Origin of the sequence: Arthrobacter sp. zg.Y820 (assembly GCF_030125555.1) — a bacterium.
GTDB lineage: Bacteria > Actinomycetota > Actinomycetes > Actinomycetales > Micrococcaceae > Arthrobacter_B.
Genome location: NZ_JASKLX010000016.1, coordinates 38727 through 61090, shown reverse-complemented (window position 1 = coordinate 61090; position 22364 = coordinate 38727). Strand labels below are relative to the sequence as shown.

Genomic DNA, 22364 nt, shown 5'->3' with positions numbered 1-22364 from the left:
AGCGACCGGCCGGTCGCTGTCGTTACTCTGTCTTGGTTTTGGTGCTCCTGGTTTTGGGGCTCTTGGCTTCGGCGCTCTTGGATGCAGCGAGCAGGTCAGCCGTCCCCTGCGCGTCGGCAGCGTCCACGTCCTGCAGCGAAATGCCGTTCGTTTCGCGGAGCACGAGTACGGCGACGGCAGTCACTGCGCAGGCGCAGAGCAGGTAGATGGCCACCGGCGTGGAGGAGCCGTACCGCTCCAGCAACGCGGTGGCGATGATCGGCGCCAGGGATCCGGCGACAATCGAGGTCACCTGATAACCGAGCGAGACGCCGGAATACCGCATGCGGGTGGGGAACATCTCCGCCATGATGGCCGGCTGTCCCGCGTACATCAGGGCGTGGAACAGCAGGCCGATCGTCACCGCCGCCAGAATGACCAGGTCATTGGCGGTGTCCATCATGGGAAAGGCGAAAAAGCCCCACGTGGCACCCAGCACCGCGCCGGCAAAGTAGACCGGGCGCCGTCCCAGCCGGTCCGACATCAATCCCACAAGCGGTACGGCACAGAAGTGGATGAGGTGCGCCACGAGCAGCAGCAGCAGGATCCGTGAGGTGTCCACCCCGACGACGAGCCTGAGGTAGGTGATGGAGAACGTCACGACCAAGTAGTACAAAATGTTCTCGGCAAACCGCAGGCCCATGGCGGTGAAGACACCGCGCGGGTACCGCTTGAAAACTTCGACCACCCCGTAGCCCTTGGCCTCCTCCTCCACTTCCTTCTGCGCTTCGAGGAAGATCGGCGCATCGCTGACCTTGGTCCTGATGTAGTACCCGACCAGCACGATCACCGCCGAGAGCCAGAACGCCACCCGCCAGCCCCAGCCCAGGAACGCGGCTTCGGACAGGGTGGAGGACAGGACGAACAGCACGCCGGTGGCGAGCAGGTTGCCCATGGGCACTGCGGACTGGGGCCAGCTGGACCAGAAGCCGCGTGATTTGTTGGGGCTGTGCTCTGCCACCAGCAGGACGGCGCCGCCCCATTCCCCGCCGACGGCAAAGCCCTGGATGAACCGCAGCAGCACCAGCAGTGCGGGAGCCCAGTAGCCGAGCTCGTTGAATCCGGGCAGGCAGCCCATCAGGAAGGTCGATACGCCCACCAGGATGATGCTGAGCTGCAGCAGCTTTTTGCGTCCCAGCTTGTCGCCGAAATGACCGAACACGATGCCGCCGATGGGCCGGGCCACGAAGCCTACGGCGTAGGTCACAAAGGCGGCGATGATGCCATCCAGCTCGGTGTTGGCATTGGGAAAGAACAGCTTGGCGAACACCAGTGTCGAGGCGGCCGCGTAGAGGAAGAACTCATACCATTCCACTACGGTGCCGGCCATGGAAGCCGCGACGACCTTCTTCAGCCCCTCGGGCGCCGGCTGCCTGCCGCCGTGTGCCTGGGTTCCGCCTGGCCGGGGAATTTCACTACTCATGGGATGCTCCTCCGATGTCTCCGTTGACATTGCACATCGCATCCTGGCTTTCAGGGCAGCTGATGGTGATAAGAGTATGGCGGCATACCGGAGTCCGCTCAATGCCCAGTTTCCAGCAGACCCCGCCATTGTGTCCTGCCAAACAATCCCCTAAGAATGGAGCATGACGGTTACCCTCAGATCACTGGAACTAGCAGTCCCGCCCACTGTGTTGGTACAGACCGAAGCCCGTGATGTGTTCGCCGCCCAACCCGGCCTCACCCGGCTGGGGCAAAGGCTGGTGACCACCTGCTTCAATTCCGCTGCCATCGACACCCGGCGAACGGCCCTCGCCGAGCTGTCGCTGTCCTACCGGTCCGATAATCCGCTTTTCTTTGATTCCGCGTCCGGCAACATGCTCAGTCCCAGCACTAAAACCCGCAATGATATTTTTGCCGCCGAGGCCACTAAACTTTTCATCGAATCGGCCCGCAAGGCCGTTGAAGCCTGTGAAGGCATCGGTCCCGAAGACATCACGCACGTCATCACCGTCTCCTGCACCGGATTCTTCAACCCCGGGCCGGATTACAAAGTTGTCCGCGCGCTGGGCCTGAATCCGTCCGTGCAGCGTTTCCACCTTGGTTTCATGGGCTGCTATGCGGCGTTTCCCGCCATGCGGGCAGCGAAGTCCTTCTGCGAGGCGGACCCCGAGGCAGTCGTTCTGGTGGTCACCGCCGAGCTGTGCTCCCTGCACGTCCGCACGTCCAATGATCCGGACACCATCATGGGTTCCTCCCTGTTCGCCGACGGCTCCGCGGCAGCGGTCATCACCGCCCGCGACCTGCCCGGAAACGCGCCGGGGATCCAGCTCGACCACTTCGAAACCGTCCTGACTCCGGTGGGCGAGGAGTCGATGGCCTGGAATATCGGGGACGAGGGTTTCGAGATGGTGCTGGGCACCTATGTGCCGCACATTATCGACGACCACATTGTCGGTGCCCTGGAGCCCCTGCTGTCCCGCGATCCTGCAGTTTCCGGACTGGCGTACCGCGACATTGAGCACTGGGCCATTCATCCCGGTGGCCGCAGCATCTTGGACAAGGTGGAGGCCAAGCTCGACCTGACGGAGGCGCAGCTGGTTCCCGCCCGCGAGACCCTGCGCAACTGGGGCAACATGTCCAGTGCGACGGTGATGTTCGTGCTCAAGCACATCATGGACCAGCCTTTCAACGGCGGCAACGAACGCATCTGCTCCATGGCGTTTGGCCCCGGGCTGACTGTTGAAACCGGACTCTTCACGCGCATCGGCGGACCGGTAAACCCCGCGCCGACAACCGCCGCAGAACAGGAAAATACGCTGGTGCAGGCAGCCGCGGCGGCACCGGAGCCGGCAGCGGTGCCGGCCCCGGCGGTCGTGTGAGCGGCCCCGGCGGAGGGATGAGCGGGCCCGGCCGAGGGGTGAACCGCGCCTTCCCGGGGCGGGTGCCAGGCTCATCGGCTCAGGGCTCGCCAGCGCCGGGATTCTTGGGCCGGGACTCTCTGGTGCAGGGGCCCCTGGCGCGGCGGCTCACTCCGCCGGGTCTGCGAACCCTGACGGAACGCACCCCGGACGCCGTGGAGGAAATGGACCGGCCCGACTGCAACCCGGTGAAGCTGCAGCGGACCTATGCCCAGTTCTGGCTCATCAATTCCGTGGTGTCCGGGTGGCGGCGCAACTATGTCCGGTATCTCCGCCCGCAGTTCGCGGCCGGCCGCACCAACTCGCTGTTGGACATCGGCTCCGGCGGCGGCGACGTTCCGCGGATGCTTGCCCGCTGGGCCCGCCGCGACGGCCTGCGGCTGGAAATTACCGGGATCGATCCCGATTCCCGTGCCCATGCCTTCGCCTCGTCGCAGCCGGCGATGCCCGGTCTCAGCTTCCGCCGCGCGTTCAGCTCCGAACTCGTAGCGGAGGGCCGCAGCTACGACGTCGTGATCTCCAACCACGTCCTGCATCACCTCACCGACGAGCAGTTCCCGGCCCTGCTCGCTGATTCGGAGGCACTTGGCACCGGGCTGAGCCTGCACAGCGACATCGAACGCAGCCGGTGGGGTTATGCCCTGTTTTCGGCGGGCACCCTGCCCTTTTTTCCGGGCAGCTTCATCCGGCAGGACGGGCTCACCTCGATCCGGCGCAGCTACACGGCGGCCGAACTGGCGGCCGCGGCGCCTCCCGGCTGGCGCTGCCTGCGGCACCGGCCCTGGCAGAACCTGCTGCTGCATATGCCGTCCGGGAACAAGCCGTGACGGTGCTGCCGCTGCCGTCCGCCGTCGTCGTGCCCCGTCCGGTTACCGAGGTGGCGGTGGTGGGCGGCGGACCGGTGGGAGTTTTCCTGGCGGTGCTGCTGGCCCAAGCCGGAGTGAGCGTCCAGGTGCTGGAGCAGCGCAGCGACCGGTCGGCGCATTCGCGGGCCATTGGCATCCATCCACCGGCGCTTGAGGCGCTGGCGGCCGCCGGGGTGGCCGGAACGATGACCGGCGAGGGGGTGCAGATCCGCCGGGGCGAGGCCCGAAGCGGCGGACGTTCCGTGGCCGCCCTGGACTTTTCCGCGGCCTCCGCCCGGTTCCCCTATGTCCTGACCCTGCCGCAGCTGCGCACCGAGGCAATTCTGGAGGCAAGGCTGCGGGAGTTGGATCCGCAGGCCCTGGTGCGCGGGGCGAAAGTGGAGAACCTGCACGACGACGGGCGCCGGGTTGTCCTGCACGGCTCCGCCGGCGGTGCGGGGATGGGCGGTCCGGGGCCGGGCGGCGGCCCGGGGCCGGGCGCCGGTCCGGGGCCGGGCGCCGGTCCGGAAGCGTGGCAAGTCTCGGCCCGGATCGTTGTCGCCGCCGACGGCGCCCGGTCCGGCGTGCGCCGGCTGCTGGGCACGCCGTGCCGGACCCGGGAACTGCCGGACACCTACCTGATGGGCGACTTCGCCGATACCACCGGCGACGGCGGAGTGGGTGTGCTGTATCTGGAATCCGGGGGCATCGTGGAGTCGTTCCCGCTGCCCGGTGCCGTCCGGCGCTGGGTCGCCCATACTGACACGCTGCTGGCCGGAGCCACGGCCGGGGACCTCTCGGACCTGATCGCCGCGCGGACCGGGGTGCGTCCCGATCCGCTGTCGAACACCATGCTCAGCGCCTTTTCGGTGCGGACCGGGCTGGCCCGGGAACTGGTGCGCGGGCGCACGGTGCTCATTGGCGACGCAGCCCATGAGGTCAGCCCGATCGGCGGACAGGGCATGAACCTTGGCTGGCTCGATGCCGCCGCCCTCGCTCCGATCATCGCCGCCTCGCTGCGCGGAGACGACGTCGGTGCGGCGCTGGCGGCCTTCGGGCGGAACCGCCGCCGGGCTGCGGTCGTCGCCTCGCTGCAGGCCGAGTTGAACATGGTGCTGGGCCGCCCGTTGGCTCCGCCGCTGCTGGCGGTCCGCAATGCCGGGCTGTCCCGGATCTTCCGGCTGCCCGCCGCCGGCAACCTGGTGGCCCGCCGGTTCACCATGCAGTAAACGGCTCGAGCCCGGCCCCTGGACGGGGACCGGGCTCGAACATTGTGCTGTTATTTGCCTCGCCTGTTTATTTGCCTCGCCCGGACGAGGCCATTCCGGAAGTCCGCCCGCCGTCGTCGTCGGGTCCGGAGGAGGAAGTCCCCGCAGCCGGAACGGTCGACATGGCGCCGGAGTGCATCATCTCGGATCCTCCGGCCAGGCCCGGCTCCACCGGCATCTTTCCGGTCGGCTGGATGTCCAGCGTGCGGCGCAGCACCTGTTCCTTGATGCAGAGCACGGCGATCAGCGCCACCACGGAAATGACGGCGGCGATCTGGAAGATCGTGGCCGTGGCGTCGCCGTAGGCGGCACGGAAGATGCCTTGGACGGCGTCGGGCAGGCCGGCGATGTCGAGTGAGTCGCCGGTTCCGCCCTCGGTCACCGGGATGTTGGCGGCGCGCATGCCGTCAGCGGCCCGGCTGGTGACCGAACTGGACATCACGGCGCCCAGGACGGAGACGCCCACGGCGCCGCCGACGGTGCGGAAGAAGGCAATGGAGGCACTCGCCGAGCCCACTTCCGAGACCTTGACCGTGTTCTGAACGGCCAGCACGAGGTTCTGCATGAGCAGGCCCATGCCCAGGCCGAGGACGAAAATGTAGAGGCTGACCAGGAGCATGTCCGTTTCATGGTCCAGGGTTCCGGCCAGTCCGGTGCCGGCCATGACCATGATGGTGCCGGCAATCAGGAACCGCTTCCACTTGCCAAAGCGGCTGATGAGCTGTCCGGAGCCCACCGACCCCATCAGGTTGCCCGCAATCATGGGCAGCATCAGCAGGCCGGCCTCCGTGGGGCTGAATCCGCGGGCAATCTGGAAATACTGGCCCAGGAAGGTGGTGGAGCCGAACATCGCGATGCCGACGGAGACCGAGGCCACGATGGCCAGGGCGGTGGTGCGTTCGCGGATGATCTTCAGCGGAATGATGGGTTCGCGGACCTTGGATTCCACGAACACCAGCAGTGCCAGCAAGATGATGCTGGTGCCGACCATGGCGGCGGTCTGCCAGGACATCCACTCGTAGTAGCCGGCCTTGCCGGCGAACGATACCCAGATCAGCAGCAGCGAGACGCCGGCGGTGAGCAGGATCGAGCCGAGCCAGTCGATGCCGACCTTGCGCCGGGTGTGCGGCAGGCGAAGAGTGACCTGCAGCAGGAACAGTGCGATCACGGCCAGGGGCACGCAGAGGAAGAACGTCCAGCGCCAGCCCAGCGGGCTGTCCACGATGAAGCCGCCCAGCAGCGGACCGCCCGCGGTGGCCACGGCCATGACCGCACCCATGTAGCCGGAGTATCTGCCCCGTTCCCGCGGCGGAATGATCGAGCCGATGACGGCCTGCACCAGGGCGGTCAGGCCACCCATGCCGATGCCCTGGATCACCCGCGCAGTGAGCAGGACGGGCATGTTGTCGGCAAAGCCGGCCACGACGGAGCCGATCACGAAGATGATGATGCTCAGCTGGACCAGGAGCTTCTTGCTGAACAGGTCAGCGAGCTTGCCCCAGATGGGAGTGGAGACGGCATTGGCCAGCAGTGCGGCGGTCACCACCCAGGCGAAGTCTGTCTGCGTGCCGTGCAGGTCCGCCATGATGGTCGGCAGCGCGTTGGCCACGATGGTGGCGCTCAGCATGGCGGTGAAAAGCGCGGCCAGCAGTCCGGTCAGCGCCTGCAGGATCTGCCGGTGGCTCATCTTGCCGGGCACCTGCTGTTTGCGGGCCGGCTTGCCGTTCCTTCGGGGCTTGCTGTTCTGGCCGGGGGGGCTGGGCTGGCCGGGGGTCGTGGCGGTGGGTGTTCTCTGCGACTCTGTCACTTAGTTCTGTTCTCCTGCCGGGATAGGCATCTGGTGGGTACCCGGCTTCATTGCGCGGATCGATGTATGCAGTGTTTCCGTGAGCTTGGTGAGGGAACCGCTGGCGGAGACGGCTTCCTCATCCGTCCAGTCCTCAAGCATTTGCTGCAGCAGTGCCGAGCGGCGGCGCATTTCTTCCGAAACGACTTGGGTTCCGACCGGGGTCAGGCTGATGAGGTAGGCCCGTCGGTCATCAGGATGCGGCCGCCGGCACACGTATCCCATCTCCACGAGTTCGGAGATGTGCCGGCTCAGGCCGGCGGCGCCGATGCCCAGCTTTTCGGCCAGTTCCGTGGCCCGGATCTCCGGCTGTTCGCCGATAAGGCGCATCACTGCCTGCAGCGCCGTTCCCGGCCCGCGGGGATCGGTGCTGCGTTGCGCCACACAGCGCAGCTGACGCTGCAGCCGGAATATCTGGGTGATCAATTCTTCAGCGGTCTGCTGGTCTACTGCCACGAAACACCTGTCGGGGAAATTGGTTGTTTGCCTTAGGCAACAATAAACCTGTTGCTTGCCTCAGTCAACCAATTACTCGACTGCTCGACCGCCCAGGGGAAATCGTCCAGGGCAAATCGTCCGGGGGAACCAGAGGCCTGCAGGCGTCCCGGGGTCACATTCAGTGTGCCGCGGTGGGACCTGGGGTGCCTCTGTGTGGGCGTCCGGAACCTGGGCGCCTCTGTGGGGGGCGGAACCTGAGCGACTGCAGGCGGCCGGAACCGGGGTGCCTCTGTGGGTGGGCGAGCCGCGCCTCCCCCAACCCCGCCATGCCTGCGCTCTCGACGAATCTCTCGTGCAGATAAAGGCCCCTAACGACCCCGGAGAAAAATCTCTCGTGCAGATAATGCGCTCAAAAGGGCTGATTTCGGGGGTTGGACGACCTGATCTGCCCGAGAGAATTCCACCGAGGCTGCGCACCCCCTCGGCTCCTCTGTACACACCCTCGGAGCACCCGAAGTCGTTCTTAGGGCCCCGCAACTGCCGGAAAATCGTCCGTTCCGGGCAGATTCGTCCGTTCCGGGCATTTCCTGCCGCTGCGGACCGGCAGTAAATGCCCGAAATGGCAGTAAATGCCTGGAATGGCGGCAGAACCACGACCAACGCGCTCAGGCCGTCCGCACGAAGGATCAGCCAAGGCCGCGCCATCCCGGCACCAGCGAACGCCAACGCCGGCCGGAACAAAGGCGCACCATCCCGGGACCAGTGAACCCCGGCCGGAGCACAGGGCACGGAGGAACCTCGGAACCAGCGAACGCCGGCCGGAAACAAGGAGTGCGGGGGAACGGCGGCGCCGAGAAACGGTCGAAGCTGCCCGAAACGGACGATTTTTCCGCCAGGGCCTCAGCCCGCCAGATGTGTCGGCGCAAACAGGCCGATCGTGGCTTCCACCACCACGACGTTGGGCCCCTCGGCGGCGAGCGATTCCTCCAAGGCCTGCCGGACGCCGTCGGGCGCCGTCCGGCGTGCCGGAACGCCGAACGACTCGGCCAGCTTCACGAAGTCTGGGCCGGCAAGTTCCGTGGCGGTGGCCTTGCCGAAGGCCTCGACCATGTACTCGCGCAGGATCCCGTAACCGCCGTCGTCCACGATCAGCCAGGTGACCGGAAGGTTGTGCTGCCGGGCGGTGGCCAGTTCGGCAATGGAGTACATGGCCGAACCGTCGCCGGAGACGGCCAGCACCCGCTCCCCCAGACCCACCGCACCGCCAATTGCCCCCGGATAGCCGTAGCCCAGCCCGCCGGCGCCCTGGGCGGAATGGAACTGGCCGGACTTCGCGTCCCAGCAGCTCCAGGCCCAATACGCGGAGATGGTCATGTCCCAGAAGGTCTGCATGCCGGCCGGAACCGCGGCCCGGATGTCGGCCATGAACCGGCGTTCCATGGCCAGATCCTGGGCGTCCAACCGTGCGGCGACCTTGGCCAGGGTTTCCGCCACCAGCTGCTCGGGTCCCTGCCCGTGCCAGTCCGGTTCGTGCCAGTCCGGAGTCGACCGGGGCGAAGCCGTGAGGGCTTCACCCAGTGCTTCATTGAGGGCCGCGAGTGCTTGGCCGGCGTCGGCACGGATGCCCAGCGCCGGCTGGTTGGACTCCAGCACCCGCGGCTCGGCATCGATCTGGATAATCCGGCCCCGCGGCTGGAGCGTGAAGTAGTTGGAGGTCACCTCACCCAGCGAGGAGCCGACGACGACGAGGACGTCGGCATCTTCGAGAACCTCGGTGGTGTGCCGGTCTTCGATCCAGGACTGCAGGGACAGCTCATGGTTCCAAGGGAAGGCTCCGTTGCCGCCGGGAGTGCAGATGACCGGTGACCGCAGCGTTTCGGCCAGCGCCAGCAGGTCCGCCTCCGCCCCGCCCCGCCGGGTGCCGCCGCCGGCAATGATCGCCGGCCGCTGTGCGGCGGCGAGCCAGCGCACAGCCTCCTTGACCAGTTCCGTGCGGGGCGGATTGTCGTAAGGCTCGGCCAGGGCGTCCTCGACCGCCGGCACCATCACCGGGTTCAGCAGGACATTCTGGGGAACTTCCAGCCACACCGGCCCCATCGGCGAGGAGATGGCCTCGGTCCAGGCGTCCTGAATGGCCGAGGGAATGCCGGAGGCGTGCTGGATCAGCCGCTGGCTCTTAGTGACATTCGCTGCCGAGGCCTTCTGGTCGTCCAACTGGTGCAGCATGCCGCGGCGCCGGGCTCCGAGGCCCTCGATCGGGATCTGGCTGGCCACCACCACCATCGGCACGCCGGTGGCGTAGGCCTCCTGCAAACCGGCCAGCGCGGTCAGGGCGCCGGGGCCGGTGGACAGGAACAGCACGCCCACCTGCCCGGTGGCCCGGGAGAAGCCGTCAGCGGCGAACGCCGAGTTGTTCTCCACCCGGGAGGAGACAAATCGCAGGTCGGAGCGGGACAGGGCATCAAAGAGTCCCAGCGCATGCTGGCCGGGGATGCCGAAGACGGTGGTGGCGCCGAGCGCGGAGAGGGTTTCGACCACCAAGTCGCCGCCGTTGCGCACCGCCGTTCCGACAACCGGAGGCACAGCGTTCGGGATTTCTTCGTCCCGGATCCTGCCCGTCGGGGTTCCGGCGCCGGGCACGGCGTCCTGTTCCGCTCCGGCGCTCACTCCGAGAGTCCCATCAGGGTGATCAGGTCGTAGGCGACATGGGAGGCCGCAACTGCGGTGATGTCGGCATGGTCGTAGGCCGGCGCCACCTCGACGACGTCGGCGCCCACCAGGTTCAATCCGCGCAGGCCGCGAAGGATTTCCAGCAGTTCGCGGCTGGTCATGCCGCCGGCTTCCGGAGTGCCGGTTCCCGGCGCGTGCGCCGGATCCAGGACGTCGATGTCGACGGAAATGTACAGCGGGCGGTTTCCGATTCGGTCGCGGAGTTTCGCCACCACCTCGTCCACGCCCTGCCGGAAGACGTCGGAGGACGTAACGATGCCGAAGCCGAAGCGGCGGTCATCCTCCAGATCCCGCTTTCCGTAGAGCGGGCCGCGGGTCCCCACGTGGGAGATGGCCTCGGTGTCGAGGATGCCTTCCTCCACAGCGCGCCGGAACGGGGTGCCGTGGGTGTACTCGGCGCCGAAGTAGCTGTCCCAGGTATCCAGGTGGGCGTCAAAGTGCAGCATGGCCACGGGTGATCCGGCGCGCTCGGTGGCGGCACGCAGCAGCGGCAGGGCGATGGTGTGGTCCCCGCCCAGGGTAAGCAGCTTGGTGCCCTTTTCGGTGAGGTCCAGCGCGTTGGCCTGGATGGTTTCGATGGCCTCGTTGATGTTGAAGGGGTTGACCGCCATGTCGCCGGCGTCGGCCACCTGCAGGTTTTCGAACGGCGAGGTGTCCAGTGCCGGGTTGTACGGGCGCAGCAGCCGGGACGCTTCCCGGACGTGGTTCGCGCCAAAACGGGCGCCGGGGCGGAACGAGACTCCGGTGTCAAAGGGAACCCCCACCACTGCGACATCCGCGCGCTGCACCTCGTCCAGGCGCGGCAGCCGCGCGTAGGTGGCGGGTCCGGCATAACGGGGCACCTGCGCCGCGTCAATGGGTCCGAGGTTGCCGTTGGCGGTGATCCGCGGGGGGTTCTGCATGGTGGTTTCTCCAGTTCCGGTTCCGCCGCTGTGCGGCGGGACCCTGCAAACGCGTCCGGAAAGGCCGGCGGACCGACCCCCTCGCAGGCGTTGCCTAATAGGCATCAAGTGTTTCCCCTGAGGCTAAAGTGGAACCGGGGCTCACGTCAAGACTAGGCTGTCACTATGGCGGCTTATCAGCACAGTGCGGACAGTAACTTCGACGTCGACGTCCTGATCGTGGGCGCGGGGCCCACGGGACTGGCCCTTGCGGCCCAATTGCAGAGTTTCGGCACCAGTTTCCGCATCATCGACCGCCAGTTGGCCCGGTCAAACCACTCGCGGGCGCTGGCCCTGCAGCCGCGCACCCTGGAAGCCCTTCGGCCGTTCGGCCTCAGCGCCGCCCTGGCCGCAGCCGGCCATCCGGCACGCGGCCTGCATCTGCACCTGCCGGAGCAGACCATCCCGGTGGATCTGGCCGACGTCGGCAGCGAAGACTCCGAGTTCCAGCACCTGCTCTTCCTTTCCCAGGCGGACACCGAACACGCCCTGCTTTCCCACCTGCAGGCGCGGGGTGTCCGGGTGGAACACGGCGTCGAATTCCAGGATCTGGCACGGCTGGATCCTGAAGATCCCTTCGCCGGCATGGAGGCCAAGATCCAGCGCCTGGACCGGGGCATCGAACGTGTCCGCGCCCGGTACGTCGTCGGCGCGGACGGCGCAAACAGCACCGTGCGCTCCAAGGCGGGCATGGACTGGCGCGGCAGCGGCTACCCCGGAGACTTCGTGCTTGCCGACCTCGAAGCCGACGGCGTCGAGCCGGGCCTGATGCACTCCTACATCAACGAGGACGGCTTCATGCTGCTGTTCCCGCTGGGCAGCCCTGCCACCTGGCGGCTGGTTGGCATGAAGGAGCACGGCGACACTTCCGACGCCACCCTCGAATCGCTGCAGGCCATCGCCGACAAGTTCACCGGAGGCACGGTCACGCTCAAGGATCCCGAGTGGATCAGCACCTTCAAGCTCTCCTCCCGGATCGCGGAGTACTACCAGTCCGGCTCGGTGTTCCTGGCCGGCGACGCCGCGCACGTCCACTCCCCCGTGGCGGCTCAGGGCATGAACACCGGCATTCAGGACGCGCTGAACCTGGGCTGGAAACTGGCGCTGGGTGCCCGCGGCTTGGCCTCCGATGAACTGGTTGACAGCTACGACGCCGAACGGCGGCCGGTGGGGCAGGGAGTCCTCCAGTTCACCGACCGGCTCTTCCGGCTTGCCTCCAGCCGCAGCAACCTGCTGAAGCTTCCCCGCACCAAGCTGCTGCCGGCCCTCGCACCGAAGGCTTCCGGGTCCAAGGCCCTGCGCGCCCGGCTGTTCCGCACGGTTTCCCAGCTGGACACCCAGTACCGCGGCAGCGACATGGTGGATACCGGCGATGCCCGCCTGCCGGCCTTCATCACCGCCGGGCCGAAGGCCGGAGACCGGCTGCCCGACGCCGTGGTCCGGGACAACGGCCGGGAAATGCGCCTGCACGAAATCCTCGCGACCCCGGGCTTCCACATCCTCCTGTGCGGCCGGGGCTGGCCGGCCGACACGCAGCTTCGGCTGCACAACGCCCTGGGCCGCCTGTCACCGTGGCTGAGCGTCCAGCGCCTGAACGTCGGCAGCCGGCTGGCAGCCGACAGCCCCAACGAAATCCAGGACATCAGCGGACTGGCCTTCGCGCGCCTGGGACTGAGCGTCCGGCGTCCCGAGCTGCTGGTGGTCCGCCCGGACGGCCACATTGGCTTCCGCTCCAAGGGGATCGACATCACCGGAGCCGTGGACTACCTCAACCGGATCACCACTCCGACGTCCGTCCACCAGCCGGCCTAGCCGCTTCTGCTCATCTGGTCCCGGCGGCTCAGCTGGCCGCCGGGCTGACCAGCGTCCACAGGACCACGGCCTCGTCATCGGTGGGATTGCTCCACGAGTGGGGCTCCTGGCCGGGAAACGTCACCGTGTCGCCTTCGGAGAGTTCCATCGACTCACCGGCGAACACCAGGACGAAGCGGCCCCGGGCCACATGGAGCACTTCGACGTCGCAGTCCACCGAGTAGAGGTCCGTCTCGCCGGAGCCGCGCGGCGCAATGACGGCGCGGATCACCTGCACCCGGCGTTCTGTCCGCGGAGTCACCAGCCGCTCGGTAATTCCCGTTCCGCCCAGATTCACCGACGGGGCATCATTCCACCGCGTCAGTTCGGTGGCCGGGGCAGTGAAGAGGTCTCCGATGGAGATGGACAGCACCTGGCACAGCGTCAGCAGGGAAGCCACCGACGGCGAGGTTAGATCCCGCTCCACCCGGCTCAGGAAGCCCTTGGTGAGGCCGGTTGCCACGGCTACCTGCTCGATGGTCATCCGGCGCGCCTGCCGCGCGAGGCGGATCCTCGGGCCGATGGCCACCGGCGCATTCGAGGGCTCTACGGGCAAGGCCTTCATGACAAAAATCGTCCTCTCATATGCGGCTTTCCCGCCGCGAAGTCGCGGGGTATCTTTTCAGAGCATATCGAGAGCGGCCAAACCGCCGGCAGCGGCGGCAGTCATCATTGACGGCGGACCTTCACTGAATTAGCCTACGGGACAACAAATGTTTACTTGGGAGCATACTCTCAAGCCCGGCGTACGGCAGGAATCTCATGGAACACCTCAATACCGCCATCGTGGTGGCTTACCTCGTTGGCATGCTGGCCTTCGGCTGGTGGGGCAAATCCCGAACCAAGAATGTCAGCGACTATCTGGTGGCCGGCCGCAGGCTGGGTCCCCTTTTCTACACCGGCACCATGGCCGCTGTGGTGCTGGGCGGCGCGTCCACCGTCGGCGGTGTGGGACTTGGATACACCTACGGCATTTCAGGCATGTGGCTGGTGGTGGCCATCGGAGCGGGCGTCCTGCTCCTGAGCGTGCTCTTCGCATCCACACTGCAGAAACTGAAGATCTACACCGTTTCGCAGATGCTCACGCTGCGCTACGGAACCCGCTCCACCCAGGCGTCCTCGATCGTGATGCTCGCCTACACGCTGATGCTGTGCGCGACGTCGACCGGCGCCTACGCGACCATCTTCGTGGTCCTCTTCGGCTGGGAGCGCTGGGTCTCGATCGCAGTCGGCGGCGCCGTGGTCCTGGTCTACTCGACCATCGGCGGAATGTGGTCCATCACCCTGGCGGACATGGTCCAGTTCGTGATCAAGACGGTGGGCGTTTTTGCCCTCATGCTGCCGTTCACCATCAACGCCGCCGGCGGCTGGGACGGCATTCGGGACCGGGTCGACGCCGAGTTCTTCAGCCTCACCGGCATCGGGGCGCAGAGCATCATCACGTACTTCGTGGTCTACACCCTCGGACTGCTGATCGGGCAGGACATCTGGCAGCGCGTCTTCACGGCACGAACCCCGCTGATTGCCCGCTGGGGCGGCACCGCGGCCGGCATCTACTGCATCCTGTACGGCGTGGCCGGCGCAGTGATCGGCATGGCCGCAAGCGTGGTCCTGCCCGCCGTCGCTTCCAAGGATGACGTGTACGCCGACGTGGCCATCAGCATTCTTCCCGTGGGACTCGGCGGCCTGGTCCTCGCCGCGGCAGTGGCCGCCATGATGTCCACGGCGTCCGGCGCGCTGATCGCCGCCGCCACAGTGGCCCGGGCCGACGTCGTGCCCTTCGTGGCCGGCTGGTTCAAGGGGCGCAACACTGCCGGTTCCGGCACGCAGCAGGCCGCTGCCGGCCCGGAGACCGCGGAGAACCCCGAGCACTCCGTGGCGCAGAACCGCGCCTGGGTCCTGGGGCTGGGCCTGGTGGCCATCGGCTTGGCGATAGCGGTCCAGGACGTGGTGGCGGCCCTGACGATCTCCTACGACATCCTGGTGGGCGGGCTGCTCGTCAGCATCCTCGGCGGACTGGTCTGGAAGCGGGGAACCGGATTCGGCGCCGCGCTCTCCATGGCCGCCGGCACCGCGGTGACCCTGGGGACCATGGCCTTCCTGGAGATCACCGCCGAGCAGCAGTACGACGGAATCTACGCCAATGAGCCCATCTACTTCGGGCTGCTGGCCTCCGCCGCGGCGTACATTGCCGGCTCGCTGCTCACCGCGCGTACCGACGCCGGCGTCATGCGGGCCTGGGAGGACCGGGTCGCCGGCCGCGGGATCCCGGCTGAATCCGGTCCGGCTGAACCCACGCCGGCAGGTCCGGCCGCATCAATCCCGGCCGGCCAGGAGCGTTAAGACAGCTAGGGCCCTAGTCCGTTTTCGGCTAGGGCCCTAGTTTTTTCTGCAACGTCAGTCCTTCGGCGACGCCAGTCCTTCTCTGTGCCGTCAGTCGTTTTTGGCGACGTCAGCGGACTCGGAATCCTCGGGTTCCGGAAGTTCGGCGACGTCGTCGGGGTCGCCGTCGTCCTCTCCGGTCCACACCTTGATAATCGCCCAGGACACCGCGGCAATCGGAACGGAGAGGATGGCACCGATGATGCCGGCCAGGATGGTTCCGGCGGTCAGTGCCAGCAGGATCACCAGCGCATGGATGCTCAGCGTCCGGCCCATCACCACCGGCTGCAGGAAGTTGCCTTCGAGCTGGTTGACGGCGATGATCACGATCACCACGATCAGGGCCACCAGGGGGCCGTTGGCGACCAGGGCGATCAGGGCAGCCAGCACTCCGGCCGCCGTCGCGCCGACCAGCGGAATGAACGAACCGACAAACACGATCACTGACAGCGGCAGCGCCAACGGCACCTGCAAAATGAACAGGGCGGCACCGATGCAGATCGAATCCACCGCTGCCACAATGGCGGTTCCGCGCACGTAACCGCCCAGCACCTCCATGGCGCGGGCGCCGGACAGGCGGGCCTTCTCCTGCTTTTCGCCGTGGAACCAGCGCAGGAAGAACGCCCAGATCTTGTCGCCGTCCTTGAGGAAGTAGAAGAGCACCACTGCCATCAGGAGGAAACCGGTCACGAAGTTCGTCGCCGCTCCGATGCCGGCCAGTGCGCCGCTGCCGGCCGTGGAGCTGGTCGCGAAGCCAATCGCTGCATCGCGGGCGTTCTCGATGGTGGAGTTGTCCACCGGAATCGGCCCGTCCTGGATGAGCGTGTACAGCTCATTGAAGCCGTTGACCGCTTGGTCCACCAGCGAGCTCCACTCGCTGCGGATGGCAAAAACGATGCCGGTGACCAGGCCGCCGAACGCTGCCAGCAGCAGCAGGAAGGAGACGCCGGTGGCCAGTGCGCTGGGCCAGCCCTTGCGGCGCAGCCAATTCACGAACGGTGAGATGGCCGCTGCCAGAATCAGGGCCAGCAGCACCGGAATGACCACCAGGGTGACCTGCATCAACCCGTAGATCGTCACGCCCGCCAGGATCAGCACCAGCAGGATCTGAGCCGAACGCTGCCCGGCATGGCCCAGGGCGCCGCTCCAGTACCGCTGCGGGGAATCGGCGGCCTGACGCTGTTCGGGTAACGGTGTTCTGGGCATGTGCCTGGTCTTCCTGTTGGCGGAGCGGTTGATGAGTATGGCGGAGCGGGTTATGACTTGCTCTCGGGAGGGACCTCGGTGCTGCCCGTGACGGTTCCGGGCCCGGTGATGTGGTCGCGGACGTGCCGGCGCATCACCTTGCCGATCAGCGAGCGCGGCAGGTCCTGGATCTGCACGATCCGGCGCGGCACCTTGTAGGCCGCCAGCTCGCTGCGGACGTAGTGGCGGAGGTCCTCCGGGTTGAAGTGGGAGTCCTTCTTCAGGACCACGGCGGCCACCACGTCCTCGCCCCCGCCCTCCTTGCCAATGCCGACGACGGCGGCGTCCGTCACGCTTTCGTGCCGCTTGAGCGCCTCCTCGACCTCGGTGGGCGACACGTTGAAGCCGCCGGTGATGATCAGCTCCTTGATGCGGTCCCGGATCGTGACGAAGTGATCATCGTCCACGGACACGATGTCGCCGGTGCGGAACCAGCCGCCGTCGAGCAGTACGGCCTCGGTTTCGGCCGGCTTGTTCCAGTACCCCTGGAACACCTGGGGGCCGCGGATCAGGAGTTCGCCCTGTTCACCCTGCGGGCGGTCAAGGTACGGATTCTCCGGATCCACCACCCGGATGTCAGTCAGCGGAAACGGCACGCCGACGGTTCCGGGCTTGCGGGTGGGGCCCATGGGATTGCCGAGCGCCACCGGAGAGGTTTCGGTAAGCCCGTAGCCCTCGATCAGATAACCGCCGGTGGCTTCCTCCCAGGCCTCCACGGTCTCCACCGGCAGGTTCATGGCACCGGAGATCGCAAAGCGCACACCCTTCAGGGAGATACCGCGCTCCTTTGCCTCGGCTGCCAGGCGCTCATAGATCGGCGGCACCGCGGGCAGGAACGTGGGCGGCGTCTTCTTCACGGCTTTGAGCACCAGGTCCACATCGAATTTGGGAAACAGCACCAAACGCGCGCCAAGGCTCATCGCGAAGGTCAGGCACAGCGTCAGCCCGTACGCATGGAACATGGGCAGCACCGCGTAGAACGTCTCCTTGCCCGGGCGCAGTCCCGGCACCCACGCGCGTCCCTGGGCAGCATTGGCCATCAGGTTGCCGTGGCTGAGCATGACCCCCTTGGGGGAACCCGTGGTGCCGCTGGTGTACTGGATGACCGCCAGGTCCGAGGCCTCCGGCCGGGGATGCCGGCGGCGCAGCGGCCGGTGATCGAGCAGCTTCTTCCAGGGAACGACGGTTCGGGTGCCGCTGCGCGGAGCCTTGGCGACGGTCAGGGTGGCACGGAGCTTGCGGACGGCGGGCACGGGCAGCTTCAGGGCGAGGCGGTTGGCCAGCGGCATGCTGTCGACGAGGTTCACGGAGATGATGCTGCGCAGCGGGATGTCGCCCGGCAGCGACTGCAGGCGGTCCGCTACCTTGTCCCACACCACGGCCACTGTGGCGCCGTGGTCCTCGAACTGGTGGCGCAGCTCCCGGTCGGTGTACAGCGGGTTGTGCTCGACGACGACGGCGCCCAGCCGCAGGACGGCATAGAACGCCACGATGTGCTGCGGGCAGTTCGGCAGCACCAGGGCCACGCGGTCGCCTCTGTCCACGCCGAGTTTCTTCAGGCCGGCGGCGGCGCAGCGGATCTGTTCGCCAAGGGCTTGATAACTGGTGACGGCACCGAAGAACTGAAGCGCCGGTTTGGACCCGAATTTGCGGATGGATTGCTCCACCATGTCCACCAGGGAACCGTCGGGAAGGCGCAGATCGGCGGGAACACCGTCACCGTAGTGACGCGTCCAGGGACGCATCTGCTCGGCCGGGACTGAGGAGGCATGTGTACTCACGTCCTCGACTTTAGCCGCTGGACGGAGTGCTTCCTGCCGCGTCCCGCCGGGTCCGGCACCGAACATACCTCCTGCTGGCTGCATGCTGCCTTTCTCAGGTTTCACATTGATCTCCGCTAGACTGTTGGCTCGAAGGGGAGTAGCTCCGGCCCTCCCGCAGATCCATATTAGTGAACGCTGACGGCGCGCACTTGTTCTGCGGATGCGGCCGAGGTCTGTCGACATACTGGCCGCCGTGCGGCCCGGCATTCCACCCGCTGTGCGCAGTGCAGGGGGCGAGCGAGACCTTCGGTCAGTTTCGCCAACAGCTGACCGGAGCCCCAAAACCGCTCCGGTCCCCACCAGGAGCATCGTGAACACCCAACCTGCAGACGCACGGTCCGAACAACCGGAACCGCCGTCGTCGTCCGACCTAAAGCGCTGGCGGCAGTATCTTGCCGACGAACGCGCGGAGGCCGACACCTACCGGTACCTTGCCGAACGCCGCGACGGTGAAGAGCGCGACATCCTCCTCGCCCTGGCAGAAGCAGAAGGACGCCATGAAGCCCACTGGCGCGACCTGCTGGGCGAGGATGCCAACCGCCCGGCCAAGGCATCCCTGCGCAACCGGATGCTCGGAGTCCTGGCCCGCCGTTTCGGCTCGGTGTTCGTCCTCGCCCTGGCGCAGCGCGCCGAAGGACGCTCCCCCTACGCGCAGGATCCGAACGCCACCAGTGCCATGGCCGCCGATGAGCAGATCCATGAAGAAGTGGTGCGCGGACTCGCAACCCGCGGCCGGACCCGGCTCTCCGGCAACTTCCGGGCAGCGGTTTTCGGCGCGAACGACGGCCTGGTGTCCAACCTCGCGCTGGTCATGGGCATCGGCGCCACCGGAGTGTCCAGCGGGTTCATCCTGTTCAGCGGCCTGGCCGGTTTGCTGGCCGGCGCCCTGTCCATGGGTGCCGGGGAATACGTATCAGTGCGGTCCCAGCGGGAGCTGCTGGAAGCGTCCCGGCCCACCCAGATCACACTGGCGGCGGCAAAATCCCTGGACATCGACGCCAATGAACTGGTGCTGGTCTACCGGGCACGCGGCATGTCCCGCGAGGCGGCCGAACACCGGGCCGCCGAACGCATGGGACTGTACAGCTGCGACTGCGACCCCAGCCTGTCCCTGAATCCGGAAGCCACAGTGGACGGCGCCGATGAACACGAAAGCGTGGGCACCGGACTCGGTGCTGCGGTGTCCAGCTTCTGCTTCTTCGCCTCCGGCGCCATCATCCCGGTCCTGCCGTACATTTTCGGCTTCACCGGGCTGGCTGCCGTCATCATTTCCTGCGTGCTGGTGGGGCTGGCGCTGCTCATGACCGGCGCCGTCGTAGGCCTGCTCTCCGGCGCCTCGCCGCTGAAGCGCGGCCTGCGGCAGCTGGCGATCGGGCTCGGCGCGGCCGGAGCCACGTATCTGCTGGGCCTGCTGTTCGGCACCGGCGTGGCGTAGCCCTTCGGTTGCGTCGGCGGGGTTGCGTTGGCGGGGTTGCGTCGGCGGGCTCCTTGGAGAACGATGCGGAGTTCACGACACCTTCTGTGAGGACTTTCCATGAGCATCCTTTCTCCTGTCCTGCCACTGCCCAGCGGTGCCCAGATTCCGCAGATCGGACTGGGCACCTGGCCGCTGGACGACGGCGAAGCCGCCAGCGCCGTCGAGACCGCCATCGGCCTGGGCTACCGCCACTTCGACACCGCTGAGAACTACCGCAATGAAAGAGGTGTCGGCGAGGGGCTGCGCCGCAGCGGTCTGGACCGCGGCGAAGCCTTCATCACCACCAAGTTCAACAAGGAATGGCACAGCTTCGACGGTGTGCGCCGGGCCGCTGACGCCGCCCTGCAGCGGCTCGGCACCGACTACGTGGACCTGCTGCTGATCCACTGGCCCAATCCGGGGCAGAACCGCTATGTCGAGGCCTTCCGCGGTATGCGGGCCGTGCAGGACGACGGCCTGGTGCGCGCCATCGGGGTGTCCAATTTCAAGCCCGCGCACCTTCAGCAGCTGGCCGACGCCGGCCTGGTTCCGGAGGTGAACCAGGTCCAGCTCGATCCGTACCATCCGCGCCGTGACGTCAGGGAGGCCCATGCCGGCCTCGGCATCGTGACCGAGGCGTGGAGTCCGCTGGGCAAGGGCGGAGAGCTGCTGAACGATCCGCTGATCACGGCCTTGGCCGGCAAATACGGCAAGACCCCGGCCCAGATTGTCCTGCGCTGGGACCTTCAGTCCGGCATCGTCACCATTCCCAAGTCAGCCAATCCGCAACGGATGGCGGAGAACCTGGACATCGTCGGCTTCACCCTCGAGGCGGAAGACATGTCGTCCCTCGACGGGCTGGAAACCGGCGGCCCCATCTCTGATTCGGATGTTTTCGGCCACTAGCCGCCGACACCCCCAACTTGTCCACAGGCACAACGCCTCGGTATCACCGCTTCTCCGACTCGGTTAGATTGAGCGGACCGGCCGGGATCCGCACCGCGGATCCTCTCCGGCTCGCCTGATCAGCTGCCGGGAGGGCCGTCTTTGAACCGATCATCTGTGTGGCGTAGGCCTGCGTGGCAAGGAAGGGATCCATCATGGTTGCCTACGACATCGACACCGCTGCGGCGATGGACGCGGTCCGGAAAACGGAGGCAGAGCTTGCGGTTCTGGCCTCCGTTCCCGCCGAGTTCCAGCGCAGTGTGGACACCGTTGCGACCGCCCTGGGTTCCAGCCGGGTGGCCCGTGCCTTCACCACCCTGGGCGCGGGGGAAATCCTTCCGAACCTGCAGTCGGTCCTGAGCCGTGCCGAGGATGCGGTGCAGGGCGCCAACCAGGCAGTCGCCGAGTATCTGCGCGCAGACGAGGAGATGCGGGCGCGGGCTGAAGCCGCCGCAGCCGCCGTCCCGGACGCCTCAGGACATCGCGCGGAGTCAGCGCTCCCGCCTGCAGCTCTTCCCATTGTTCCGTCGGCACCGCCGGCGCCGTTGCCGTTGCCGAAATCCGGAGGGCAGGACTCAGGTTCTGCACGCGCACTGCCTGCTCCACGGCCGAAGCCGCTGCCGCAGAAGCCGGAGCCGGAGCCGGACCCCGATTCCGGAACCGTGACACCGCTGCCGGGTCCGCCGCCCTGGCGTCCGGCTTGGCTCTTCCGGCCGGCGCTCCCGGGACGCCCGCCCATCGTCGTGGCACGGGACTTGATGCTGCGGCTGTACTACCCCTGTCCGGGCAGCTGGCCACCCCATCCTGGCTGCCTCGGGCCGTGGTGGCGCGGCCCCGCTTATCCGCCCGGCGGCTGGTATCCCCGGTGGCCGGCCCGGCCCCTGCCCGCGTTGTTCCCGAATCCGCGGATCACGCCGCCGCCCGGTCACGTTCATGCCTGGCCGTTGGAGGCCAAGCGGCTGCCCCTGCCCGTGGCCCTTGGCGGACCGGAAGCTGTTTCCGGCGAAAATTCCAGCGGAAAGTGGGGCCTGACATGAGTACCTTCATTGATCTGAGCGGCACGGCTGAACTGCCGGCCATACCGGAGCTTCGGGAAGGGGCAGCCATGCTCCTAAAGTGCAGTTCCCGCGCCGGTGAGTCCATTCGACGGGCCCACTCCCACTGGTCTCTCCTGGCGGCGGCCTATGCCGCCCCCGAGCAGCATCTGGTCCACGCCGCGCTGGACGGGCCACGGGTTGCCGGGGAGTCCGTTCTGGAGTCTGCGGTCCGTGCAGCTGCGGCGTTGGAGACCTTCGCCGCTGCCGTCGACGGAATCCGCCGGAAACGGCTCGCACTGCAGGGCGCGGTGGAGGATCTGCAGGCCGAAGAGCGGCTCGCTGCCGGTCCGGTCCTGGCCTTGTTGAGTGAAAACAGCCCCGGAACTCTTCCGGGGCACCTCCTGCAGGCCGAAGCCGACCGGCTCGCCGCCGATCTGGCCAGCGCCGAAGACGAGTGCATCCGCATCCTGACCCTGCTGGCCGGGTGGACAATCGACTCGACGACGAGCGGGGCGGGTGTGTACTCCGACACTCGTGTTTCCGCAATGCCCTAGGGCCACGGCGTTGTAGCGTGCACGGTACCGTTCAGGACCGCCCCGGCGATTTGACTTGCCCTGCCATGCGGGAAACTCTAATAAGGACTACGCATCACCAATA

17 protein-coding genes are annotated in these 22364 nt (G+C 67.1%); 9 read left to right on the top strand and 8 right to left on the bottom strand.

Annotated elements, in window-relative coordinates:
- Positions 1-22: 22 nt before the first annotated feature.
- Complete coding sequence (locus QNN99_RS16585; protein ID WP_269439255.1) at positions 23-1462, bottom strand: MFS transporter; 1440 nt, start codon at positions 1460-1462, stop codon at positions 23-25.
- Between the two features lie 163 nt (positions 1463-1625).
- Between QNN99_RS16585 and QNN99_RS16580 the strand changes: the two genes are divergently transcribed.
- From QNN99_RS16580 to QNN99_RS16570, 3 genes are all read left to right on the top strand, one after another.
- Complete coding sequence (locus QNN99_RS16580) at positions 1626-2861, top strand: type III polyketide synthase (protein ID WP_229968155.1); 1236 nt, start codon at positions 1626-1628, stop codon at positions 2859-2861.
- 104 nt (positions 2862-2965) lie between these two features.
- A complete protein-coding gene (locus QNN99_RS16575; RefSeq protein WP_442860545.1) occupies positions 2966-3727 on the top strand; it encodes a class I SAM-dependent methyltransferase in 762 nt (253 codons plus the stop codon).
- Positions 3724-4974 carry an FAD-dependent oxidoreductase gene (locus tag QNN99_RS16570; protein ID WP_229968153.1) on the top strand — a complete coding sequence of 417 codons (1251 nt, stop codon included), beginning with the start codon at positions 3724-3726 and terminating at the stop codon, positions 4972-4974. The genes QNN99_RS16575 and QNN99_RS16570 overlap by 4 nt, the downstream gene beginning before the upstream one ends.
- A 67-nt stretch (positions 4975-5041) precedes the next feature.
- Here the strand turns inward: QNN99_RS16570 and QNN99_RS16565 are convergent, their stop codons facing one another.
- The 4 genes from QNN99_RS16565 to speB form a co-directional block, all read right to left on the bottom strand.
- Positions 5042-6820, bottom strand: coding sequence for an MDR family MFS transporter (locus tag QNN99_RS16565; protein ID WP_331461797.1), 1779 nt, complete (start codon positions 6818-6820; stop codon positions 5042-5044).
- Complete coding sequence (locus tag QNN99_RS16560) at positions 6821-7315, bottom strand: MarR family winged helix-turn-helix transcriptional regulator (protein WP_229968151.1); 495 nt, start codon at positions 7313-7315, stop codon at positions 6821-6823.
- An 882-nt stretch (positions 7316-8197) separates the two neighbouring features.
- The gene (locus QNN99_RS16555) at positions 8198-9907 is read right to left on the bottom strand and encodes a thiamine pyrophosphate-binding protein (RefSeq protein ID WP_442860548.1); all 1710 of its coding nucleotides are present in this window, start codon (positions 9905-9907) and stop codon (positions 8198-8200) included.
- A 53-nt stretch (positions 9908-9960) separates the two neighbouring features.
- Positions 9961-10929, bottom strand: a complete 969-nt coding sequence (gene speB / locus QNN99_RS16550; protein ID WP_229968149.1) for an agmatinase — start codon at positions 10927-10929, stop codon at positions 9961-9963.
- Between the two features lie 165 nt (positions 10930-11094).
- On the opposite strand from speB, the gene QNN99_RS16545 reads away from it, so the two are divergent.
- Positions 11095-12780: an FAD-dependent monooxygenase gene (locus tag QNN99_RS16545; RefSeq protein ID WP_229968147.1), complete on the top strand. Its 1686-nt coding sequence runs from the start codon at positions 11095-11097 to the stop codon at positions 12778-12780.
- 28 nt (positions 12781-12808) lie between these two features.
- Here the strand turns inward: QNN99_RS16545 and QNN99_RS16540 are convergent, their stop codons facing one another.
- A complete protein-coding gene (locus QNN99_RS16540) occupies positions 12809-13384 on the bottom strand; it encodes a helix-turn-helix domain-containing protein (protein ID WP_229968145.1) in 576 nt (191 codons plus the stop codon).
- Between the two features lie 197 nt (positions 13385-13581).
- Between QNN99_RS16540 and QNN99_RS16535 the strand changes: the two genes are divergently transcribed.
- Positions 13582-15162 (top strand): sodium:solute symporter family protein, encoded by a 1581-nt coding sequence (locus QNN99_RS16535; protein ID WP_229968143.1) that lies wholly within the window; start codon positions 13582-13584, stop codon positions 15160-15162.
- Between the two features lie 90 nt (positions 15163-15252).
- On the opposite strand, the gene QNN99_RS16530 is transcribed toward QNN99_RS16535, so the two are convergent.
- Entirely contained in the window at positions 15253-16407 is a 1155-nt protein-coding gene (locus QNN99_RS16530) for an AI-2E family transporter (RefSeq protein ID WP_229968141.1), read from the bottom strand.
- A gap of 50 nt (positions 16408-16457) precedes the next feature.
- On the bottom strand, positions 16458-18293 hold the full coding sequence (locus QNN99_RS16525) for a long-chain-fatty-acid--CoA ligase (protein ID WP_442860547.1): 1836 nt from the start codon (positions 18291-18293) through the stop codon (positions 16458-16460).
- 286 nt (positions 18294-18579) lie between these two features.
- Between QNN99_RS16525 and QNN99_RS16520 the strand changes: the two genes are divergently transcribed.
- From QNN99_RS16520 to QNN99_RS16505, 4 genes are all read left to right on the top strand, one after another.
- Entirely contained in the window at positions 18580-19704 is a 1125-nt protein-coding gene (locus tag QNN99_RS16520; protein ID WP_229968139.1) for a VIT1/CCC1 transporter family protein, read from the top strand.
- A 99-nt stretch (positions 19705-19803) separates the two neighbouring features.
- On the top strand, positions 19804-20631 hold the full coding sequence (locus tag QNN99_RS16515; RefSeq protein WP_229968137.1) for an aldo/keto reductase: 828 nt from the start codon (positions 19804-19806) through the stop codon (positions 20629-20631).
- Between the two features lie 194 nt (positions 20632-20825).
- Positions 20826-21707, top strand: coding sequence for a DUF6507 family protein (locus QNN99_RS16510; RefSeq protein ID WP_229968135.1), 882 nt, complete (start codon positions 20826-20828; stop codon positions 21705-21707).
- On the top strand, positions 21704-22261 hold the full coding sequence (locus tag QNN99_RS16505; RefSeq protein ID WP_229968133.1) for a hypothetical protein: 558 nt from the start codon (positions 21704-21706) through the stop codon (positions 22259-22261). The genes QNN99_RS16510 and QNN99_RS16505 overlap by 4 nt, the downstream gene beginning before the upstream one ends.
- Positions 22262-22364 lie beyond the last annotated feature (103 nt).